Origin of the sequence: Paenibacillus silviterrae (assembly GCF_030167925.1) — a bacterium.
GTDB classification, from domain to species: Bacteria; Bacillota; Bacilli; order Paenibacillales; family NBRC-103111; genus Paenibacillus_G; species Paenibacillus_G silviterrae.
In genome coordinates this window covers 4542044-4562750 of sequence record NZ_JASKUT010000001.1, presented here as the reverse complement: position 1 = coordinate 4562750, position 20707 = coordinate 4542044, and the positions used below count along the sequence as shown (strand labels likewise).

The following is a 20707-nucleotide window of genomic DNA, read 5'->3' as shown; positions in this document are numbered from 1 at the left end:
CCGGAATTAAGCCCGAAGCTTATCGTAATACCCTGCGGCCGCCTGCACTACCGATTGCATCGGCAGATGATAAGGACACTTCTCCTCACAAAGCGGCTTTTCCTTACATGGCTCATAATCCGCGCAAGAGGTTATTTTTTCCCTTTGTCGATCATAAAATCCGTTCCCCTTCGGCAGCAGGCCCAGCACCTCGCGAACCTGGCTGGATATCATGATGTCCGGAATCGTGACGCCGATCGGGCACGAGCAGTAGTTGCAGCGGCGGCAGTTGTGTCCGCTCAGCTCCGAAGCCAGCTGCTCCAGCTCCTCACGCTCCGCCTGGCTCACTTCCTCTGCCTGAGCCGCCAAATTCTCCTTCACCTCATCGACGTTGATCATGCCGGAGATCGTCACATGCACATCCTGGCTGTAAGGGTACCGAATCGCCTTCGATACCGGCTGAATGAACCCGCCGGACAGCGGCTTCATCGCCACCTTCCCCATGTTCATCCGCGTCAGCTCCGGAATAAGCTCCTTCAAGGCGAAGGGCTGCGCCAAATTCAAGTGAAACAGCACCTGATCGTACTGCCCCTTGGCAATCCACTTCGCCAGCAGCTCCGGCCGATGCCCCGTAATGCCGATATGACGAACGTAGCCCTTCTCCTTCATTTCGAGCGCCGCATAGTAAGCGCCGTCTTCCTCCATAAGCGTCTTGTACTCGTGTACATAGTTCACATAGTGCATCTGAAGCAAGTCGATCACATCGGTCTTCATGCGGTCCAGACTGCGCTCAATCTCTTCCTTCGCTTCCTTGTAGCTGCGCTTGTTCGTCTTCGTAGCCAAAAAATATTCCGAACGGCGATGCGAAATGCACTCCCCGATGATCTCTTCGCTATTGCGGTAGCCCGCCGCGGTGTCGATATAATTGATGCCATGATCCAGCGCATAGTTCAGCGCCTCCCGAGCCTGCTCAAGCGGCACCCCCGGCAAATTCATCGCACCAAAGCCAAGAGACGATACCCGAAATCCCGTCTTCCCAAATTCCGTATAACGCATATCCCTCATCCTCTCCCATGAAAAAAAGCGTTGTATTTTGCTGCTCTTCGACTCATCAACTCTTTAACGCCTTACACCAGAAGGGCGGCAAGTCAGTCCTGTACCCTTCTTTTGCAGCTCAGCCCTGGCGCAGCACGTCGATGCCCCCTTGCCCAGCATCCGCCCGTAGGCTTCCGCAAGTCCCTCCGGCAGCGCCTTCCCCTGCAGGGCGTGATAAATGCGCTCAAAATTATCGATCAGATGCTCCGGTCCCATCCCGTGCCGAACGAGAATCCCGTTTAGCCAGATGGCCACGAATACCTGATCGCTCCCCACCTGATAAGCGGTTTCCAAGTGGCGCCAATGATGCCGGTTATCCTCGCGGCATTTCTGCTTTCCCTGCTCGCCGTATTTGCTCAGCAGCTCCGGATAAGCCTCATAAATGCCCTGCGTAATCTCGTCAATCATGGGCTCTTCGTCCGGAATCATTCCGCCACCACCTCATACCGATTCACCTTAGGCTTGATAGAGGCAAGCTCCTGATCCGGATATTTCTTCTCCAGCTCGTGAATGCGCTTAAAATCATCGCTCGTTACCCAAGCTACGTAATGCTCCTTCGTTTCCCATTGCATATGTACCGTTAACTCACCCGGCTTCTGTTCATTCTGCCACAGCTGAAATCCCTGGAAGCCCTTAGCCCGATCCACCAAACGGGAACGATTACGGTACAGACCGATCACTTCCTCCGTCTTCTCGAGCGGCACTTCAACAATCGATTGTACGATATAAACTGTCTGCATTCCTCGTTTCTAGAAGGGTCCCTCCCTATTTTATCACACCTCACAGCATGAACATATCCCCTACATGGAGGAGTCACAATGAGCATACAAAAAGGACACCTGCATTTTAACGTGCAAAATGCCGTGTCCTCTGCTTTTATCGTTTGTCGTCCTTGCCGTCCTTCTTCTCATCCCGGTCGGAGGAATCCGCTTTCTTCGGCTCGTCCTTCTTTTTAGACTCGTCCTTTTTGCGGTCTTCCTCTTCCTTCTTGCGTTCTTGCTCTTTTTTTGCAGCTTCATCCTTCTTCTTCTGCTCGTCTAAGCGCCGGGCTTCCTCGCGCCGGCGCTCCTCTTCCGTTTTCTTGGCTTCCTCCTGCTTCCGGTTATCATCCTCATCCTTCTTCTCACTCGGCGGTCGAGTCGTTCCCGGATTGGCAGGTTTACCGGAAGGCGGCGTTACCGCCGGCTTGGGAGGGGTTTTCTTGTCGTCCTTATCGTCATCCTTCTTATCGTCTTTCTTGTCATCCTTCTTATCGTCCTTCTTATCCGAGCTATTCCCGGAACCGGAGGAAGTACCCGGCTTCCCGTTGTTGGAAGGAGGGGTACTTGGCTTTTTCGAATCATTTTTGCTGTTGCTGTTATTATTGTTGTTGTTATTATTGTTGCCGCTGCTATTGCCTTTGTTACCGTTATTGCTCTTGGACTCCTTCTGCTTCTCCTCCACCTTCTTATCGAGCTTCCCGGATTTCTCCTCCTCGACCAGTGCGCGGATGGCCGCTTTGTCCGGCAGCTTGCCCGGCTCCAGCGCTTTGCTTACCTCCGGCTTCTCTTTGGACAGCTTCAATACGGAATCCTTCTTGAGCTCCTCGATCGTTACCGGCGTACCGTTGTTTTTAGCATTTAAATAGACCGTATATTTCCCCATGGAAACGCCGTTCTTGTCCGCTTCCGCCCGAACCTCCTGCGGCGCGGTGATGGCAGCGACCTGATACGAGCCGGTTTGATTCGGATGCGTCAGCTGAATATGCTTGGTTACCTGCTGGCGCACCTTCTCGGCAATCACCGTATCGCTTACGGCGGCGCTGTCAGACACCGTGGTGCTGGCGATAATAATTTCCGCTTCCCCTTTGGCTAATGCGGTTTGCTCTGCTTTGTCGAGCAGCGTGGCCGTGACAGCCTCCAGCTTTTTCCCTTTATATTCCACGGCTTCGATCAGCACCTGCCCGTCACCGTTCAAGCCTCGAAGCTCCAGAACGTTCTCATCCTTGTCGATACCCATTTCAATACTCGGGTTAATATCCATCGACACATACGCTACGATCTCCGGACTGCCGAGCTTGCCATTGAAGCTGGCAAACAAGACAAGGCAGAAGACAACGGCGGCCACGATCGCCGAACGTCCTGCTATGGAAGGGCTGCGCCAGTCCATTCCTTTCACCGCTGCGTAATCGATTTCTTCGCCGATTTCACAGCTGCGGTTTTTTCTCGGAACCCGGTCAAACTTGCCGTCCGGGCGCATCACGATGATGCTTTTCTCTGAAATTTCCATGACAACGCCTTTATTCACTCGCGTCCCCCCCTTCGGTGTCATCTTTGATTTGCAAGTAATCCTTGAGATACGGATAAGGCCCGTGATATATAATCGCAACGGCGATAATAAACTTACGGTTACGCTCCAGCGTTTTGCGGGAGACGTCGACCTGATCCAGAAGCTCCTTAATCGGGAGCATGCGCTTGGTCAGCATGAGCCGCATCAGATCCGGATGGCGCGACAGCTTGCGTCCGATCCCGAACAGCGTCTGCCTCGAATCGTCATGCTTCGGAGAAGCGTCGACAAGCTCGGAGAAGCTGATGCCGAATTCCTTCAGACAGCGGTTTAAATCCATAATTTCACTGCGACGCTCTTCCACTCCCCGCTGCTTCTCGTACTGCTCTACAGCCTGATGAATCTCGATCGGATTCACCACATTGTCTTCCTCATCCTCGACATCGAACGTGCTGTACGGAATTTGCCCTGTAAACCGCTGCTCCTTGCGCACATAATCGATCAGCCGTCGACGAATGACCTGCTCCGCAAAGCCCAAAAACGACCGGCCTGCCTGTGCGGAGAATTGATTGATCGCTTCGTTAAAAGCACCCAAGGCAATGCTGAACTCGTCATCTCTTGCCGGGTCGATATATCTTCTGCAGAATCGGCTCGTCACCTTGGCAACATACGGCTGGTAATCCGTGATGAACTGGTTGCGTAGGCGTAAATCACCTTCTTGTATTTGAAGTACAATCTGCTCCGGCGAGGATCCTTCACCGGAAGCACCGCTATCGTGAGACTGACGCTTTCCCAAAAATCTTTTAAATAAAACGAGCAGCAATCCGCTCCACCTCACACTAAATTTTTCGCTGTTCCTGATCTGATTACGGGGGTTCCTCTAATGCATTAAACGAAAGAATTGCAGGAATGTTTTGGCGTCCGTGGAAAATGTTCCGGCCAGCCTGTCCAGCACGTCTTTTCTATCGACCTTCCCTTTGGAAGGCCACGAGTCGATTGCCCCGAAATCCTTCATGCCCCCTTGTTCTAACGATTCTTTATCTATGTATAACGGACACGGAGCAGCGTTCTCCGTATCCACTTCTCAAACCAAAAAAAATCCCTGCCGAACGCCTGTGAACTCAAGCAGCAGCCAGCCTGTTCTTATCGCACCGCAAAGCAGCGATTTCCTTAAACGTCAGGGAAACCGGCGGCGATGGTCCATATGGCAGCCTCCATGCTGTTGTTCCAGGGACCCGGCAGGGACCCGTATCATAACCTTAGCCTACGACATGCCGCGTGTCGACTTCTTCTTCAGCTTCAGCTTGCGCTCGCTGAGAATGTGCAGCCGCTTCTTCAGCTGCGCTTCCCATTCCGCGTCACCGATCTGCTTCGCCACCATCATCAGATCAAGCGACATATCGATTTGGCTGCGGACCACCTCAAGCGGGTCCTCCTCCTCGGTATTGACGCAGTTCTCATACAGCTCCGATTGCTCCCGGGCCTCTACATATTCCCCAAAATCGACCTCAAGCGCCCCATCGCCATGGGCATATTCGGCCAAAATTTCGTATTCGTTCTCGACAGCATGATGCACCTCCACCCGATGACAAACCGGGCAGAACAAAATCGGTACATTATGAATCCGGGTCCGGATGTGCTTGAGCGTTCCTTTGGTACCCAGCATGCTCGCGCCGCAGCAAAAGCTCATATTTCGCAGCCTCCTCTTTCCTTCTTCCAGCACAAATCATTCTCCAACCGAGAAATCGCCAGCTGCTGTACCCTACGTATTCGACCAGAAGAGACAAAAATCCTCTTTTTTCAGCTGAATTGGCCTTTGTAAAATGTTCCCTCCCCTATGGTTTGCCGCCTTCCATTTAGCGCAGCGCAGTTCGTAAACCCCGGCTTCATGCATAATCTTGGTACTCCCTGTACATTCTGTAAAGGACATTCACCAAGAAGGAAGCAAGGGGGACATCATAAGTGGATACGGCCCGGATAACCGGGTATGAGCTGCCGGACAGATATCACAAGGATATGCTCCGCCTGATGGTCCGAGATGCCCATACGCTGCATGTCTATTGGGAGATCAGCAATCGCAGGAGATGGCTCTGCTCCCAGCATTTTGAATGCGACTGGAGCGAGCTGCCCAAGGTACTGCGTGTGTACGACGTTACGGCCATTTACTTCCATGGCCACAATGCCAACCGCTTCTTTGACATACAGGCTACTCCGGAAGCGACCTCCTGGTACATCGGACCTGTGCAACCCAACTCAACCTATATGGTTGATTATGGCGTCCGCACCCCTGAGGGCCAGTTTGTACCTCTACTGCGATCGAATGCCGTCATGACGCCGAGAGACGGCGAAGCGCCGTGGGGAGAGCCGCTGCAGCCGACGGTGCCCGAGGTTCGCCGCCCTGAGCCGGTGACCGGCCGGATCATGCCGCATTTCTTCGAGAACTTTGGCGCTTACTCCAACTGTATGAAGTGAGGTTGCTTGTTTATGATCAATCGCATAAGACAAAAACCCGAGCCGAAGGGATATTTGGCTTTGGTATTGCATGCTCACCTGCCCTATATCCGGCATGACGACCGGGACGATTATATGGAAGAACGCTGGTTTTATGAAGCGATGACGGAAACGTACTTGCCGCTGCTTGAGGTGTTCGGCCGGCTTCATAGGGAACAGGTCGATTTTCGCCTGACTTGCTCCATGACACCGACGCTGCTGTCGCTTTGCTCCGATCCTCTGATGCAAGAGCGTTATTCCCGGCATTTACGGAAGCTTATTCAGCTGGCGGACAAAGAGATTGTGCGGCTTCAGGATGATTCGGGGCTTCAGCCGCTGGCACGGATGTATGCCGACCGCTTCCGTAAGCTCCGCGACCTCTATGAAGACTGCGGACGCAATATCGTCAGGCGCTTCCGTTACTATCAAGACATCGGAAAGCTGGAGATTCTGACTAGCGGGGCAACTCATGGATTTCTGCCGCTGATGATGACGGAGGAGGCGATTCGTGCCCAGATCGTTACCGCCGTACGGGATTACGAACGCCATTTCGGGAGAAAGCCCCGCGGCATCTGGCTTCCCGAATGCGGCTTTACGACCGGCATCGACCGGGTACTCAAACCACTCGGAATCGATTATTTTGTATGCGACAACACAGCGGTTGCCAACGCCTCCCCATCACCGAACCGGGAGCTGTATGCACCGCTGTTGACACCTTACGGGGTATCCGCCTTCCCCCGTGACCCGGAATCCGCCAAACAGGTATGGAGTTCTTCCGAAGGGTATCCGGGCGACTATTACTATAGGGAATATTACCGCGATATCGGTTGGGATCTGGGTTGGCATAACCCGGAGGAATGGGAGCATATCCGTCCTTATGTTCTACCGACGCATGAGCGTGTCAATACGGGATTGAAATATTACCGGATTACCGGACCGGGCACACACCGCGAGCCTTATGATCCCCAAAGGGCCCGGCAGCGGGCGGCTGACCATGCCGCACACTTCATGCATAACCGGATCCGGCAAGCCGAGCATTGGCACAAGCATCTGGACCGGCGGCCGGTGATCGTCTCCCCTTACGATGCCGAGCTTTTCGGGCACTGGTGGTATGAGGGACCGATGTTCATCGAAATATTGTGCCGTCAAATTTTCCATGACCAAGACGCCATTCAGCTTATCACCCCGTCGGAATACCTGAAGGAATATCCTGTTGCCGATACGGGAAAAATTAACGAGTCCAGCTGGGGTCGCAATAGCTCCTCGGAGGTTTGGCTGCAAGGCCATAACGATTGGATTTACCGGCATCTTCACGAAGCGGAGCGGCGGATGATCCGGCTGGCTACGGAGTACGTGCATGCGTCCGGCCCTCTGCCGAAACGGGCCCTGAACCAGGCGGCACGCGAGCTGCTGCTGGCCCAAAGCAGCGATTGGGCGTTCATCATGGACTCCCAAACGGTCGTGGAGTATGCCTGCCGCCGGACCAAGGATCATCTCGGCTGTTTTCACCGCCTTTGCGATCAGCTCGAAGCGGACCGCATCGACGAAGACTACCTTGCCCGGCTGGAAGCAAAGGACAACTGTTTCCCGGACATCGATTACCGCGATTATGTCTCGATATATCCGGCATCGCAGGTTACCCTTCTGCCCGACCCGTTGCTCTTGGGGACTATGCTGGATGAGACGAAGCATCAACCGAACATCTTCATGCTGGCTTGGGAATACCCTCCTAAGTATGTCGGCGGTTTATCACGCGCCGTATGCGATTTGGCGGAATCGCTTGCCGAGCTGGGAATCATAGTGCACGTGGTTACAAGCTCCCATTATGGAGCACCGCCCTTCGAGAAGCGAAATGGCGTCTATGTACACCGCGTTCCGGTGTTGTATTCCTATGATACCGATTTCTATCATTGGACCTTCGAGATGAACCTCGCCATGACAGACCATCTTGTACAGTGGAAGGAGAGCGGCGGGAGGATCGATCTGCTCCATGCGCATGACTGGATGGTGTATCATGCCGCACGGGAAATCAAAATGAGCTACGGAATTCCTTTACTATCGACCATACATGCTACGGAATGGGGCCGCAACCAAGGCAAGCTGCATTCCGCGCTTTCTCATAAAATTCATCATCTGGAATGGAGATTGACCTACGATTCGGATCGCGTAGTTGTGTGCAGCCAATATATGAAGCAGGAAGTTCTTCGCCTGTTTCAGCTGCCCGAAGAGAAGCTCCGCATCTTCCCGAACGGCGTTCGCTTGAACAGCGGGCCCGCCGATGCCGGAGCCGGCGAGCGGCAGAAGGAGGCCAAGCACCGCTTCGGGGTTCAAGGGAGGCCCGTCCTCTTCTACATCGGCCGCCTGGTTTACGAGAAAGGCCTCACCACATTGATTCAGTCGATGCCTAGGCTGCTTTCCCATGTACCCGGCACCGTACTGCTGATCGCCGGTTCCGGGCCGATGGAGGACGAGCTTAAGCAGCTGGCGGCTCATTTAGGCGATCACGTCCGCTTCCTAGGCTTCATCGACGACGAAACGAAGTCGTTACTCTACCAGGCAGCGGATGTCTGCGTCATTCCAAGCTATTATGAGCCGTTCGGCATCGTGGCCCTGGAGGCCATGAAGAGCTTGAGACCTGTCGTCGTCTCGGATACGGGAGGACTGGCCGAAACGGTGGAGCACGGTATCGACGGGTATAAGGCGCTGCCCGGACATGTCGACTCCTTGGCCTGGCATGTCAGCGAGCTGCTGCTGCAGCCGGAGCTGGGTCGCCGGATGGCTGAAGCCGCTTACCGCAAGCTTGTGCAGCACTATCAATGGAGTACGATCGCCGAGCAAACCGCACAGGTGTACCGGCAATTGCTGCCCGGCGGGCAGCCGGCCCCTTCACATACTGTACCGCAGTAGATTTTCGTATCGAAGGGAGCATTATCGAAACCCAAGCTTTGAGGAGGAAACACCGATATGAAAGCCGTCATTATGGCGGGAGGCAAGGGGACGCGGCTTCGTCCCTTGACTTGTCATCTCCCCAAACCCATGGTTCCGTTACTTGGCAGACCCTGCATGGAATATATCATTGATTTGCTGAAGAAGCACGGCATCACCGAGATTGCCGTCACCATTCAATATTTGCCCGATGTAATCCGCGATTACTTCGGTGACGGAACCGACTACGGCGTGAAGCTGCATTACTTTGAGGAATCGGCTCCTTTGGGAACAGCCGGCAGCGTGAAGAACGCCCAGTCGTTCCTTGACGAACGCTTCCTCGTAATTAGCGGCGATGCGTTAACTGATTTCGATCTTACCGAGGCGGTTCGCTTCCATGAAGAGAGCGGTTCTCATGCGACCCTGGTGCTGACGCAGGTTCCGGAGCCTCTCCAGTATGGCGTCGTTATGACGGATGAAGGCGGCCGCGTCACCCGGTTCCTGGAGAAGCCCGGCTGGGGCGAGGTATTCAGCGATACGGTGAATACCGGCATCTACATCCTGGAGCCGCACGTATTGAACCGATTCGACGCGGACATCGAGTATGATTTCAGCAATCAGCTGTTCCCCGAGCTGCTGGCAGAGGAGCAGCCGTTGTATGGTTATGTTGCGGAAGGGTACTGGTCCGATATCGGGAATCTGCAGCAATACCGTCAGACGCAATTCGATATGCTGGACGGGCTCGCAAAGGTTCAGATCCGCGGGGAGGAGTTGGCTCCCCGCGTTTTCGTCGGCGAGAATGTGTCGGCTGCCCCTGGGATCAAGTGGACCGGGCCTGCTTATATCGGGGAGGATTCCCAGCTGGAAGACGGCGTTGAGATCGGCGAATATTGCATCATCGGCAGGGGGAATAGGGTGGCCCGGGGCAGCTCGCTGGAGCGGACCATTCTATGGGACCACAACCACATCGCCGAGCAAAACGAGCTGCGCGGCGCCACCTTGGCCAGCCGAATCAACTGCCTTGAGCATTCCCGGCTCTCCGACGGGTCGGTGATCGGGAGCCATTGCGAAATCGGGCCGAAAGCGACCGTCGAGCCGAATGTGAAGATCTGGCCGAAAAAGCATATTCGCGAAAGCTCACGGCTTACCTCCTCCTTTATCTGGGGAGACCTCTCCAGCAAATCGCTGTTTAAAGCCAATGGCGTCTCCGGCAAGCCCAACATTGAGATCACGCCGGAATTCGCTTCCCGCTTCGGGACGGCTTACGGGGCTACTCTCGCCAAGGGCAAAGCAGTTACGGTCAGCTGCTCGCATCACGAATTTGCCAAGGTACTGAAGCGCTCCCTTACGGCGGCTCTGCAGTCGGTCGGCGTCCAGGTCATCGATCTGGGCGTTGTCCTTCCCCCCGTCGCCCGTTTCGCCGTTCGACAGCTGCAAGCCGGCGGAGGGCTCCATGTGCAGCTGCATTCCGAAGCCGGCATCTGCACATTCGAATGCTACGACCACCAGGGCTTGCCGATCGGCAAGGCAGCGGAACGCAAGGTGGAGAACAGCTATTGGCAGGAGGACTATGGACGCGCCTCGCTTAGTGCGTTGGGAGCCTACTACGAAGATGATTCCTTGACGGAGCTTTATTTAAGCTCCATTCTGGCCTGTACCTCCTTCGAGTCTTCTTCCGCGCGGCCTTACCGCGTCGTCGTCAGCGCTCACCCTGAGGTTTTTTCCTTGGTGAAGCTTCTTCTGGATCGGCTGCATTGCGAGCTGATTCATCTGCCCGGGGAAGCGCAGCAGGATCAGCTTCCCGGCTGCGTTACCGCTCTGCAGGCGGACATGGGCCTCCGGCTTGATGACGACGGACGCAGGATGTCGCTGGTCTCCGAACGGGGCGTGCGAATCGACGGAGATCAGCTCATGGTGCTGCAGTATTTGTCCTTCTTTCACAGCTTCAAGCATACGGTTATCGGCGCTCCCGTCAGCGCCCCCCATTTGCTTGAAAGCTTGGCGGACGGACTCGGCTGCCGCGTACAGCGCACGAAGGAAAGCGCCCGCAGCATCATGGAGGTATCGGCCGAGCTGCTTATGCATCCGTTGTTTGACGGGCTGTTTGCCACCGGGCTCATACTGCAGAATATGCATCGGAGCGGACTTACTCTTCACTTGCTGCTGGAGCTGGTACCGAGCTTTTATTTGCACCGCGACCGGATCGAATGTCCCTGGGACGCTAAAGGGAAGGTCATGCGCCGCATGATGCGGCAGACGCAAGGACGCGAGGTCGAGCTGGTGGACGGCATCAAATTCCACCATGACGGCGGCTGGGTGCTGCTGCTTCCCGATTCGGACGAGCCTACCTTCAATGTGATCGCCCAAGGCGACCGTCCGGAGCTGGCCGAAGCGTTGGTAAGCGAATATCGCCATCACATTCTAAACTCGATGCAGTAAACATAAGCATAACCATAAGAAGAAAAATCCGTTGCCGGACTTTTTTCCGCGCCTAACGGATTTTTCGCTGTCACTTCGCCTTCGAAAGGAGAGGATCGCTAATGAGGAAGTTTCTCCCGATCAGCTCAAAGCAGATTGCTTTCGTCGAATACGACGATCAGTCCTCCCAGATGCACATTCAGTACCATACGGGACAATCGCATATCTGCACGAATGTAAGACCCGATCAGTACCAATCCCTGCTGCAGTCGTCAAACCCCTACGACATCATTGTAAAAATGGCCGCAGAGCCCTCCGCTTATCTACCCAAAGGATGAACGTTAGGAAAATCTCCTACTTTACGCTGGGAGGAGCAGCGAGGGTCGGAGATTTTTTCACCCGTATAGAAAGCTTGGATTGGGCAATAGTAGGTTACTAGAGCGATTTCCCCAAAAAATATGAAAAAAAACCGCGCCGGTATACGTTTTCATTCATTTTCACGGATTGACCGGCTTGGTAGAAAAAGGTACTCTACAAATAGAGAAGTTGTTACCCCGCTTAAAGAAGGATGTGGATGAGTTGCCAAGACCATTAGCAATCGGAAACGGGAAGTTCCTAATCAACTTAGATCGACATACGTTCATGCGAGATTTGTATTATCCCTATGTGGGGCAGCTGAACCACGTCGGCGGTTACCAATGCAGAGTCGGCATCTGGGTCGACGGTACCTTCACTTGGCTTTCCGACCCCGAGTGGAATTTCCACCTTTCTTATGTAGAGGACTCCTTGGTCACGCAGGTGACGGCTTCGCACTACCATCTTGGCATCACGCTCTACATCAATGACGGCGTCCATCAACGGGAGACGATATATCTCAAGCGGATCCGCGTACATAACCACTGGGACAAAGTGCGCGAGGTTCGGATGTTCTTCAATCAGGATCTGGTGATTAACGAGACGGAGGTCGGTGATACCGCGGCCTATTACCCTCAGAACAATACGGTGTTTCATTATAAAAAAAGCAGCTATTTCATGTTCAACGGCTTGGCCGGGAACGAAGGCATGTTCCAATATACCTCCGGTGTAAAGCGGTTCTACAATGCGGAAGGAACCTGGCGGGACGCCGAGGACGGACATCTGTCCGGCAATCCGATCTCGCAGGGCTCCGTCGACAGCACGATCAGCTTCCGCACCCATGTGCCGCCGAACGGTGATGAGCATATCTACTACTGGATGTCGGCCGGCAAAAGCCTGGAGGAAGTGAAGAAGCTGGATGCTTATGTTCGGGAAAGCCATCCGGGCAATCTCCTCGACCGCGCCCAAATTTACTGGCAGCGCTGGGTCAACAAAGCGGAGCTCAACTTCGGCGACCTGACGGAAGCCTGTGTCCGGCTGTATAAGCAAAGCTTGCTGATCGTGCGGACCCAAACGGATGCGAACGGCGCCATCATTGCCGCGAACGATTCGGATATTATGCAGAGCAACCGAGACCATTACAGCTACATGTGGCCTCGTGACGGCGCCCTGATCGCTTATGCCATGTCGATGGCCGGCTATCAAGGGATGATCGTACCGTTCTTTGAGTTTTGCGCCAAGGCGCTGTCACCGGATGGCTACTTACACCATAAGTACAATCCGGACGGCACCGTCGGCTCCAGCTGGCATCCTTATTTAAACAACGGCAATGCCCAGCTGCCCATTCAGGAAGACGAAACGGCGCTCGTACTGTTTGCCCTGTGGCAGGACTACGTGCGCCACGGCGATATCGAGCTCCCGCAGTCACTCTACCGCGACTTGATCCGCCGCTCGGCCCGCTTCATGTCGAGCTATATTGAAGCCGACCTGAACCTGCCGAAGCCGAGCTACGACCTGTGGGAGGAGCGCTACGGCATCTATACGTTCACTGCTTCCGCGGTGTACGGCGGCTTGATTGCAGCAGCCAACTTCAGCAATCTGTTCGGCGACGAGGAGCGCAGCAGCCGTTACCGCCACACAGCGGAGCGTATCAAGTCCGGCATACTCAAGCATCTGTGGGACGAAGAGGAAGGCCGCTTTGTTCGGGGGCTCTATCTCGATAACGGCCAATGGGTGAAGGATCGTACGCTGGAGAGCAGCGTGTACGGGATTTTCGAATTCGGCGTACTGCCGGCGGATGACCCGCGCGTCGTCAGCACGATGCAGGCCAACAAGGCCGGATTGACCATTAAGACGGAGGTAGGCGGTGTAGCGCGGTACCATCACGACTACTACTTCCAGCGCTCCTCGGACATTGAGAACATCCCCGGTAATCCATGGATTATCTGTACGCTCTGGATCGCGGAGTGGGAGATCGAATGCGCCAAGTCGCTGGAGGAGCTGGAGTCGCCGCGGCGTACGCTGGAATGGGTTGTGGCTCACGCCATCGAAAGCGGCGTCCTTCCGGAGCAGCTGGATCCGTTCGACGGGAGCCCGGTATCGGTAGCTCCTCTGACCTGGTCACATGCCACATACGTGTTAACTGTGGTAAAATATATAGAAAAGTATCAAAAGCTTACAAGTCAATCCAAATGCTAAAGGTATAACCGGGATACGCCCCGATGGGGCGTGTTCCTTTTTTCAACTTGTTGTTTAAGGAGTTTTCCGTCATGACCTACTCGGCCGCGCCTCCACCCATCGGTACTTCCATCCGTCACAAGCTTCCGCTGCTGCGCCGGGCACGAATGCTTGTTCTCGTATACGCTCTCGTATACTTCGGATTATTGCTCGTGCTCCAGCCGCCATACGGCAGAATCGCTTCGGATGTGCTAAGCCCGGTTGGGGTGATGCTAAGCCTGCTTCTGATGGGGTACGGCCTTAGGCATCAGCAAGGGAAGCTGAGAAGAGCATGGCAGTTGTTTTTCAGCGGTGCGCTGCTTTACGGGATCGGCGAAACCCTATGGCGCATTCAGGACCTTTATGTATGGCAGGGCTCCGTTCCTACGGCCTACACCACTGCGGATCTGTTCTTTGCCGTATTGCCCGTTGTGTTTATCGGGGCGATTTTGTCCTTACTGCATTCCTATCGACCGATGCTTACGATTCATGCGGCCTTTGACATTCTAATTACCATGGTGACGATAGGGACGCTCAACTGGCATTTTATTTTTTTACCGATCTTGAATCCGTCCGGCATCGACAGTGGTCGGGCTGTGCTCCTGCTGATGTATCCGATTGGAGCGCTCGGCTGCTTTCTCGGTTCCCTATTTATGTATTACAGCTACCACCCCCATGGAAGCCGCAGTTTAAGTCTGCTTCACATTGTATTTGCTTCCGGCCTATGGTGTATTGCCATTCAGATCTATGTAATGAAAACGATTGCGGGAAGTTATGCCTCGGGTGATTGGATTGATCCGTTATGGGCCTGCGGACTACTGATGCTCGGCTTGTCCAGCTTGACCGGCACAGACCGCCCTTTGGCGGATCCGCAAGCTCCCGATACCCGGCGTAAGCTCGGGGCACATCCCTTGCTTCCTTATATCGCTTTCGTCCTGCTGCTGGCGGTAATGATATTCGTCACCCCCCCGCTGGACGAGCTGATGATCGGCATCCTCGTATCGCTTGTTCTCATTATCATCCGGCAGTTTCTGACGCTTGCCGATAACCGAAGGCTGTTCGGCTTGCTGGAGCAGTCCAACGAGAAGCTGGAACGGCAGGGCCGGCGCCTGCTGCAGCAGCAGAAGGAGCTTGAGGCTGCATTCGAGGAGCTGCAGCGGCTGAACTTGTTGAAGGAAATGGAAGCGCGTACGGACTACTTGACGGGGCTGATGAATCGCCGAAGCATTCAGGAGAGAATGAACAAGGTGTGGGAGAGAGCGGAACGTACGGGGGAGCTGTTCTGTATCTTGCTTTTGGATTTGGATCACTTCAAGCAGATCAACGATCAGTACGGCCACGACTCGGGGGACAGGCTGCTTGAGTCCTTTAGCCGACTGCTGCAGAAGGAAGCCCGGCCGGGCGATGCCATCGCCCGCTTCGGCGGCGAAGAATTCCTGATTCTCCTGCCGGATACCGGCTTGGATGCCGCACTGGCGCTAGCGGAAAGGCTGCTCAAGCAGCTGGCGGCGATGGAGCACCGCTCAGGTGAAGGCGCTGTCTTCCGCGTAACGACCAGCATCGGGGCGGCGCAGTGGCAGGGCCCCGGCGAGCCGCTGCACTCCCTGCTCGTACGCGCCGACCAGGCGCTCTATGAAGCCAAACGGACAGGCCGCAACCGCGTTTGCGTTGTATAATTTTCTTCATGAAAAAGGCTTCTTCCCGCCTGTCAGATTCGACCCTGACTTGCGAGTGAAGCCTTTTTGTATGGTATGGCGGTGATGGTGGTGGAGTCATCCCGGTCCTGCCTCCGCTACCCATCACCTCTTACTCATGTATGTAGGTTTCCTTGTACTTCTCGGCATCCCAGAGCTGATCAAGCTCCGACGGATCGGCCATCTCCACGACGATCAGCCATCCGCTCTCATACGGCGACAGGTTGATGATCCCCGGATTCTCCAGCAGCTTCACGTTGATGTCGATTACCTTGCCGCTAATCGGCGCATACAGCTCCGACACTGTCTTCACCGACTCCAGACTGCCCAGCGGCTCCCCTGCCTTCAGCTCATCGCCTATTTCCGGCAGCTCGGCGAAGACGACCATGCCAAGCTCATCCTGAGCAAAATCGGTCACGCCGATCACCGCTCGCTTGCCCTCCACGCGAACCCATTCGTGGTTCTCGCTGTATTTTAAATGGCTAATGACGTCCATCCTTAACGCCCCTCTCTATAGCAATAAACCCCTCGCCTGCCGTCAGCAGCCCGAGGGATTCTTGTATGCATGATGATTACTTCGCTGCCAGGTGCTTGTCGCCCTTCTTCCAGCCGATCGGACACAGACCGCCGGATTGCAGAGCCTCCAGGACGCGGTAGGTCTCCTCGACACTGCGACCCACGTTGTTATGGTGAACTACTTGGTACATCAGCTCGCCTTCCGGATTGATGATGAACAGACCGCGAAGCGCGATGCCTTCTTCTTCGATCAATACGCCGTAATCGCGGGAAACCTGCTTCGTCATATCGGATGCCAGCGGGAAATTCAGCTGCCCGAGGCCATTCTGGTCAACCGGTGTGTTGATCCATGCACGGTGGGAATGCTTGCTGTCCACGGACACGCCAAGGATCTCTGCGTCAACTGCTTTAAATTGGGCCGCAGCTTCGCTGATCGCCGTAATTTCCGTCGGGCACACGAAAGTGAAATCCAGCGGATAAAAGAACAATACGAGCCATTTGCCTTTGTAATCGTCCAGACTGACGCGCCCGAATTCTTGTCCGTTGCCCAGAGCCGTATCCATTGTGAAGCTTGGTGCCGGTTTGCCTACTAAACGTTCTGCCATGCTGAAAGCCTCCTAAGGATCTATATGGAAATGATGGAATAGCTCATCTTTACGCAATTCATGGTATCATTCGAAAAAATGAAAGTCAAGATTAGAACGATTTTATTTTTAGAATAATTATAATTAACAACAAACCCTTACATTCCACGAAAAAAGACTCTCAAGAATCGCTTCTCAAGAGTCTTCTCAGGTTGATTTTATTTACGAATTGCGTTCACAATCAGCTCGCCCATTGCAGTTGTGCCGATGGCTTTGCTCTTATCGACGGCGATATCGCCTGTACGATGACCGGCATCCAGCACTTCCTTCACGGCGCGCTCGATCGCTTCCGCCGCTTCATGGTAACCGAAGGTCAGACGGTACATCAGCGCTACTGACAGGATCGTTGCAATAGGGTTCGCAATGCCTTGACCCGCGATGTCAGGAGCGGAGCCGTGTACCGGCTCGTACAAGCCGAACGCGCCCTCGCCCAAGGAAGCGGAGGACAGCATTCCGATGGAGCCTGTCAGCATTGCTGCTTCGTCGCTCAAGATATCGCCGAACATGTTCTCCGTTACGATAACGTCGAAGCTGGCAGGACGGCGCAGCAGCTGCATAGCACAGTTGTCAACGAGCACGTGCTCGAGTTCTACATCCGGATACTCAGGGGCAATCCGGTTAACGACTTCTCTCCACAAGCGGGAGGTTTCCAGAACGTTGGCTTTATCTACGGAAGCCAGCTTCTTACGGCGAGTTTGCGCGATTTCGAACGCTTGTCGAACGATGCGCTCCACCTCAGCTACGTTATATACGCAAGTATCTACCGCTTCTTGACCGTTCGCACCTTCACGGCGGAACTTCTCACCGAAGTAGATACCGCCTGTCAGCTCGCGCACCACGATCAGGTCTGTGCCCTCAAGCACTTCCGGCTTCAGCGTGGAAGCTTCCTTCAAGCAATCGAAAACGTTCGCCGGACGAATGTTGGAGAACAGACCCAGCGCTTTGCGAATACCGAGCAAGCCAGTTTCCGGGCGAAGCTCCTTCGAGTTGTTATCCCATTTCGGTCCGCCGACGGCGCCGAGCAGTACCGCATCCGCTTTTTTACAAATATCGAGCGTTTCCTGCGGAAGCGGTGTGCCTTTCTCATCAATAGCGATACCGCCGAACAAACCATGCTCGAATTCAAAGCGAAGTCCGAAAACGTCCTCGGTCTTCTTCATCACCTTAATCGCTTCGTTCACAACTTCAGGACCGATTCCGTCACCCGCGATGACGGCAATCTTTTTCACGTCTGTCATTTTATTCACTCCTCGAGTCTTCATTATCTCTGTTGTATCATATATGTTCTTTGCTTGACCAAGATATAAAATCTATCATCGCGATAGGTTTTAACTATAGCGCTCGATTCGTCCAAAAGCTTTGAGCACCCGCAGCTTCTCTAGGGTCAGGACGCCGCACCATTCCGTTTGGGCCTCGGGCCACTCCTTTTCGTCTTGTCCCCAGCTCCACTCCGGCATCCAGCAGCCTTCCGGGGTTTGCTTCGATACGGCAAAATCAAGATTGGCCTGCACAGCCTCCGAGAGCATATCGGCATACGGGGAATCCAGCGATGTAACCACCTTGATCGGCTGTAGGCCGTAGCCGGTCCACTTTGCCGGATCGGTTATCACATTCGATTGCACCGATGCTTGCAGCCATGGCTCCATCCGGCTGTACTGCTCAGGGGTCACATACCGTGCCAGCCGCAAATAGCAAAGCAGTTCATGGAACTCAAGCTGCTTGACCTCCTCCAACTTCTGTATTGCCGTCTCCGTTAGGGCTTCTGCCAAATTCCGATCCGACTCACTTCCGTAACGCAAGAAGTACCCAGCAATCTCCGCATTCGCGTTTCCCCAATGCGGCCGGGTACGGACGCTTTCGTAGCTCCACCAGGGAGCTCTCGGAGCTTCCTCTGCTGCTTCGGGGATAAGGTCCCATCCTTGTCCGGTGGCATCATAGGTCGATCGAAAATAAGCGAGCGCCTTCTCTGCAGGCTCTTTAGCGGCTTCATCCGGCAGCAGTACAAGGTACTGCAGCGCAATCGTGGTAGCGTAAGCCGATGATGCAGCCGTCCGCAGATCCGGCTCCAGGCCGAAGCCGAAGCCTCCGTCCTCGTTCCGGTACTGGATGAGCTCCTCCACTACCGTCTCCGCCGAGCCCTGACCGAATTCATAGGCCAGCATGGCACGCTCCAGCGGTCTTGCCTTCACATTCATGAAGTCCACCGCTTGTCCAAAAGCATAATCCGAAAGCTTCTTCGTCACACCGATTCCTCCTCCAATTGTGTAACACCATTCTACCATAGAAACAAAGAAAACCGCCTTCTGCCGAAGGCGGTTCGGTTTACACTTTATTTCTCGTTCTTGCTCATTTGGTTGACGGCACTGAACAGCGCTTTGACAGATGAGGTCATGATATCCACATCGATGCCGCAGCCCCAATGTACGCTGCCGTTCGAAGCCTTGATGCCGATATAAGAAACCGCCTGGGATTTGGACCCTGTTTCCAGAGCATGCTCCTTATAGGATAAATCGGAGTAATCCAAACCAAGATGTGTCTGAAGCGCATTGCTGATCGCATCCAGTCTTCCGTTACCCGTTCCCGTAATTTCTTTGACTTCATTGCCCGTCCGGATGGTAACTACGGTTTGGAAATCATCATCGTCGGTAAAACGGTATTTGACGAACTCAACCGGCGTTTTGATATTTACATATTCCTTTTGGAAAATGTCGTAAATTTCATCCGGCAGCAGTTCTTTCTGCTGTTGGTCCGATACGTTTTTCACACAGTATCCGAAATGCTCGCGCATTTTCGGGGGAAGATCCAGTCCATACTTCAGCTGCAGCACGTATCCAATTCCGCCCTTACCGGACTGACTGTTAATTCGGATAATATCCCCTTCATACTCTCTGCCGATATCCTTCGGATCGATAGGCAGGTAAGGCACTGACCAATACTCGCGCTCCTGCTCCTCGCGCCACTTCATTCCCTTGGCAATCGCATCCTGATGCGAGCCGGAGAAAGCGGTGAATACGAGCTCGCCGCCGTAAGGGTGTCGTTCGCTTACTCTCATTTTGGTCAACCGTTCGTATACGGCGAGGATGCCCGGGATGTTCTCGAAATTCAGCTTCGGATCCACTCCGTGCGAGTACATGTTCAACGCCAGCGTAATGATGTCGACATTCCCTGTTCTTTCCCCGTTACCAAACAAGGTTCCTTCCACCCGCTGTCCTCCCGCGAGCATGCCCAGCTCCGCATCGGCAACCCCTGTACCTCTGTCGTTGTGCGGATGGAGCGAAACGATGACGTTCTCGCGATAATTCAGATGCTCGCTCATATATTCAATTTGGCTTGCATAGACGTGCGGCATGGACATGGATACGGTAGCCGGAAGGTTGATAATCACCTTGTTGTCAGCAGTCGGCTGCCAAACATCCAGTACCCGATTGCAAATTTCGAGTGAAAATTCCACTTCCGTACCGGTGAAGCTCTCCGGTGAATATTGGAATTGGAAGTTCCCTTCGGTCTCTTCCGCACAGGCCTTCAGCAACTTCGCTCCGGTAACGGCTATATCGATAATTTCTTCCTTCGATTTGCGGAAAACCTGCTCCCGCTGCGCCACGGAGGTCGAATTGTACAAGTGCACTACGGCCTTTTTGGCTCCTCTCAGCGATTCGAAGGTTTTGCGGATAATGTGCTCCCGCGATTGGGTAAGCACCTGGATCGTGACGTCATCCGGGATCAAATTCTGCTCGATCAATGTGCGCAGGAAGGTGAACTCCGTTTCCGACGCTGCCGGAAATCCTACTTCAATCTCCTTGAATCCGATGTCTACGAGCAGCTGGAAGTACTCCAGCTTTTCCTCCAGATTCATCGGAACGATTAACGCCTGATTTCCGTCACGAAGGTCGACGCTGCACCAAGTAGGCGCCTCGGTAATATATTCCTTTTGGGTCCACTTCAAGCTTTGCTTCGGCGGCATAAAATACCCTCTAGCATATTTCTCTGCGTTTTTCATGGGTTTCCCTTCCTCTCTTCCATATCCTGTAGCGTCCTGCTGGAACGCAAAAAAAGCCTTTCATCTCCCTAAACAGAGACGAAAGACTGTGACATCTTACGCGGTACCACTCC

Annotated in this window: 17 protein-coding genes and 1 other annotated feature (1 of these 18 only partly in view); of the genes, 6 read left to right on the top strand and 11 right to left on the bottom strand. The window is 54.1% G+C overall.

What is annotated here, in order from left to right:
• Positions 1-6: 6 nt before the first annotated feature.
• The 6 genes from QMO62_RS21130 to QMO62_RS21105 form a co-directional block, all read right to left on the bottom strand.
• Positions 7-1035, bottom strand: a complete 1029-nt coding sequence (locus QMO62_RS21130; protein WP_284643999.1) for an aldo/keto reductase — start codon at positions 1033-1035, stop codon at positions 7-9.
• A 63-nt stretch (positions 1036-1098) separates the two neighbouring features.
• The gene (locus tag QMO62_RS21125) at positions 1099-1503 is read right to left on the bottom strand and encodes a hypothetical protein (protein WP_284643997.1); all 405 of its coding nucleotides are present in this window, start codon (positions 1501-1503) and stop codon (positions 1099-1101) included.
• Positions 1500-1814, bottom strand: coding sequence for an antibiotic biosynthesis monooxygenase family protein (locus QMO62_RS21120; protein ID WP_284643995.1), 315 nt, complete (start codon positions 1812-1814; stop codon positions 1500-1502). The genes QMO62_RS21125 and QMO62_RS21120 overlap by 4 nt, the downstream gene beginning before the upstream one ends.
• Before the next feature lie 136 nt (positions 1815-1950).
• Positions 1951-3360 carry an anti-sigma factor domain-containing protein gene (locus tag QMO62_RS21115; RefSeq protein WP_284643993.1) on the bottom strand — a complete coding sequence of 470 codons (1410 nt, stop codon included), beginning with the start codon at positions 3358-3360 and terminating at the stop codon, positions 1951-1953.
• A complete protein-coding gene (gene sigI / locus QMO62_RS21110) occupies positions 3353-4162 on the bottom strand; it encodes an RNA polymerase sigma factor SigI (protein ID WP_284643990.1) in 810 nt (269 codons plus the stop codon). The genes QMO62_RS21115 and sigI overlap by 8 nt, the downstream gene beginning before the upstream one ends.
• 441 nt (positions 4163-4603) lie before the next feature.
• Positions 4604-5029: a hypothetical protein gene (locus QMO62_RS21105; protein ID WP_284643987.1), complete on the bottom strand. Its 426-nt coding sequence runs from the start codon at positions 5027-5029 to the stop codon at positions 4604-4606.
• Positions 5030-5301: 272 nt separating this feature from the next.
• Here QMO62_RS21105 and QMO62_RS21100 point away from each other — a divergent pair, with 272 nt between their 5' ends.
• The 6 genes from QMO62_RS21100 to QMO62_RS21075 all read left to right on the top strand — a co-directional run bounded on the left by QMO62_RS21100 (position 5302) and on the right by QMO62_RS21075 (position 15419).
• Positions 5302-5811 (top strand): DUF4912 domain-containing protein, encoded by a 510-nt coding sequence (locus tag QMO62_RS21100; RefSeq protein ID WP_284643985.1) that lies wholly within the window; start codon positions 5302-5304, stop codon positions 5809-5811.
• Between the two features lie 12 nt (positions 5812-5823).
• Positions 5824-8736: a 1,4-alpha-glucan branching protein domain-containing protein gene (locus QMO62_RS21095; protein WP_284643983.1), complete on the top strand. Its 2913-nt coding sequence runs from the start codon at positions 5824-5826 to the stop codon at positions 8734-8736.
• A 57-nt stretch (positions 8737-8793) separates the two neighbouring features.
• On the top strand, positions 8794-11193 hold the full coding sequence (locus QMO62_RS21090) for a sugar phosphate nucleotidyltransferase (RefSeq protein ID WP_284643981.1): 2400 nt from the start codon (positions 8794-8796) through the stop codon (positions 11191-11193).
• A gap of 101 nt (positions 11194-11294) precedes the next feature.
• A complete protein-coding gene (locus QMO62_RS21085) occupies positions 11295-11510 on the top strand; it encodes a KTSC domain-containing protein (RefSeq protein WP_284643979.1) in 216 nt (71 codons plus the stop codon).
• Positions 11511-11751: 241 nt separating this feature from the next.
• A complete protein-coding gene (locus QMO62_RS21080) occupies positions 11752-13725 on the top strand; it encodes a glycoside hydrolase family 15 protein (RefSeq protein WP_284643977.1) in 1974 nt (657 codons plus the stop codon).
• Positions 13726-13796: 71 nt separating this feature from the next.
• On the top strand, positions 13797-15419 hold the full coding sequence (locus tag QMO62_RS21075; RefSeq protein WP_284643975.1) for a GGDEF domain-containing protein: 1623 nt from the start codon (positions 13797-13799) through the stop codon (positions 15417-15419).
• Between the two features lie 130 nt (positions 15420-15549).
• Here QMO62_RS21075 and gcvH read toward each other — a convergent pair whose 3' ends face one another.
• The 5 genes from gcvH to leuA all read right to left on the bottom strand — a co-directional run bounded on the left by gcvH (position 15550) and on the right by leuA (position 20594).
• Complete coding sequence (gene gcvH / locus QMO62_RS21070) at positions 15550-15933, bottom strand: glycine cleavage system protein GcvH (RefSeq protein WP_284643973.1); 384 nt, start codon at positions 15931-15933, stop codon at positions 15550-15552.
• 76 nt (positions 15934-16009) lie between these two features.
• Complete coding sequence (locus QMO62_RS21065; RefSeq protein ID WP_284643971.1) at positions 16010-16558, bottom strand: peroxiredoxin; 549 nt, start codon at positions 16556-16558, stop codon at positions 16010-16012.
• Positions 16559-16755: 197 nt separating this feature from the next.
• Positions 16756-17835, bottom strand: a complete 1080-nt coding sequence (leuB, locus tag QMO62_RS21060; protein ID WP_284643970.1) for a 3-isopropylmalate dehydrogenase — start codon at positions 17833-17835, stop codon at positions 16756-16758.
• A gap of 90 nt (positions 17836-17925) precedes the next feature.
• Positions 17926-18840, bottom strand: coding sequence for a hypothetical protein (locus QMO62_RS21055; RefSeq protein ID WP_284643968.1), 915 nt, complete (start codon positions 18838-18840; stop codon positions 17926-17928).
• An 86-nt stretch (positions 18841-18926) separates the two neighbouring features.
• Complete coding sequence (gene leuA, locus QMO62_RS21050) at positions 18927-20594, bottom strand: 2-isopropylmalate synthase (RefSeq protein WP_284643966.1); 1668 nt, start codon at positions 20592-20594, stop codon at positions 18927-18929.
• A gap of 71 nt (positions 20595-20665) precedes the next feature.
• Positions 20666-20707 (bottom strand) — a binding site (T-box leader); it runs 220 nt beyond the window's last position.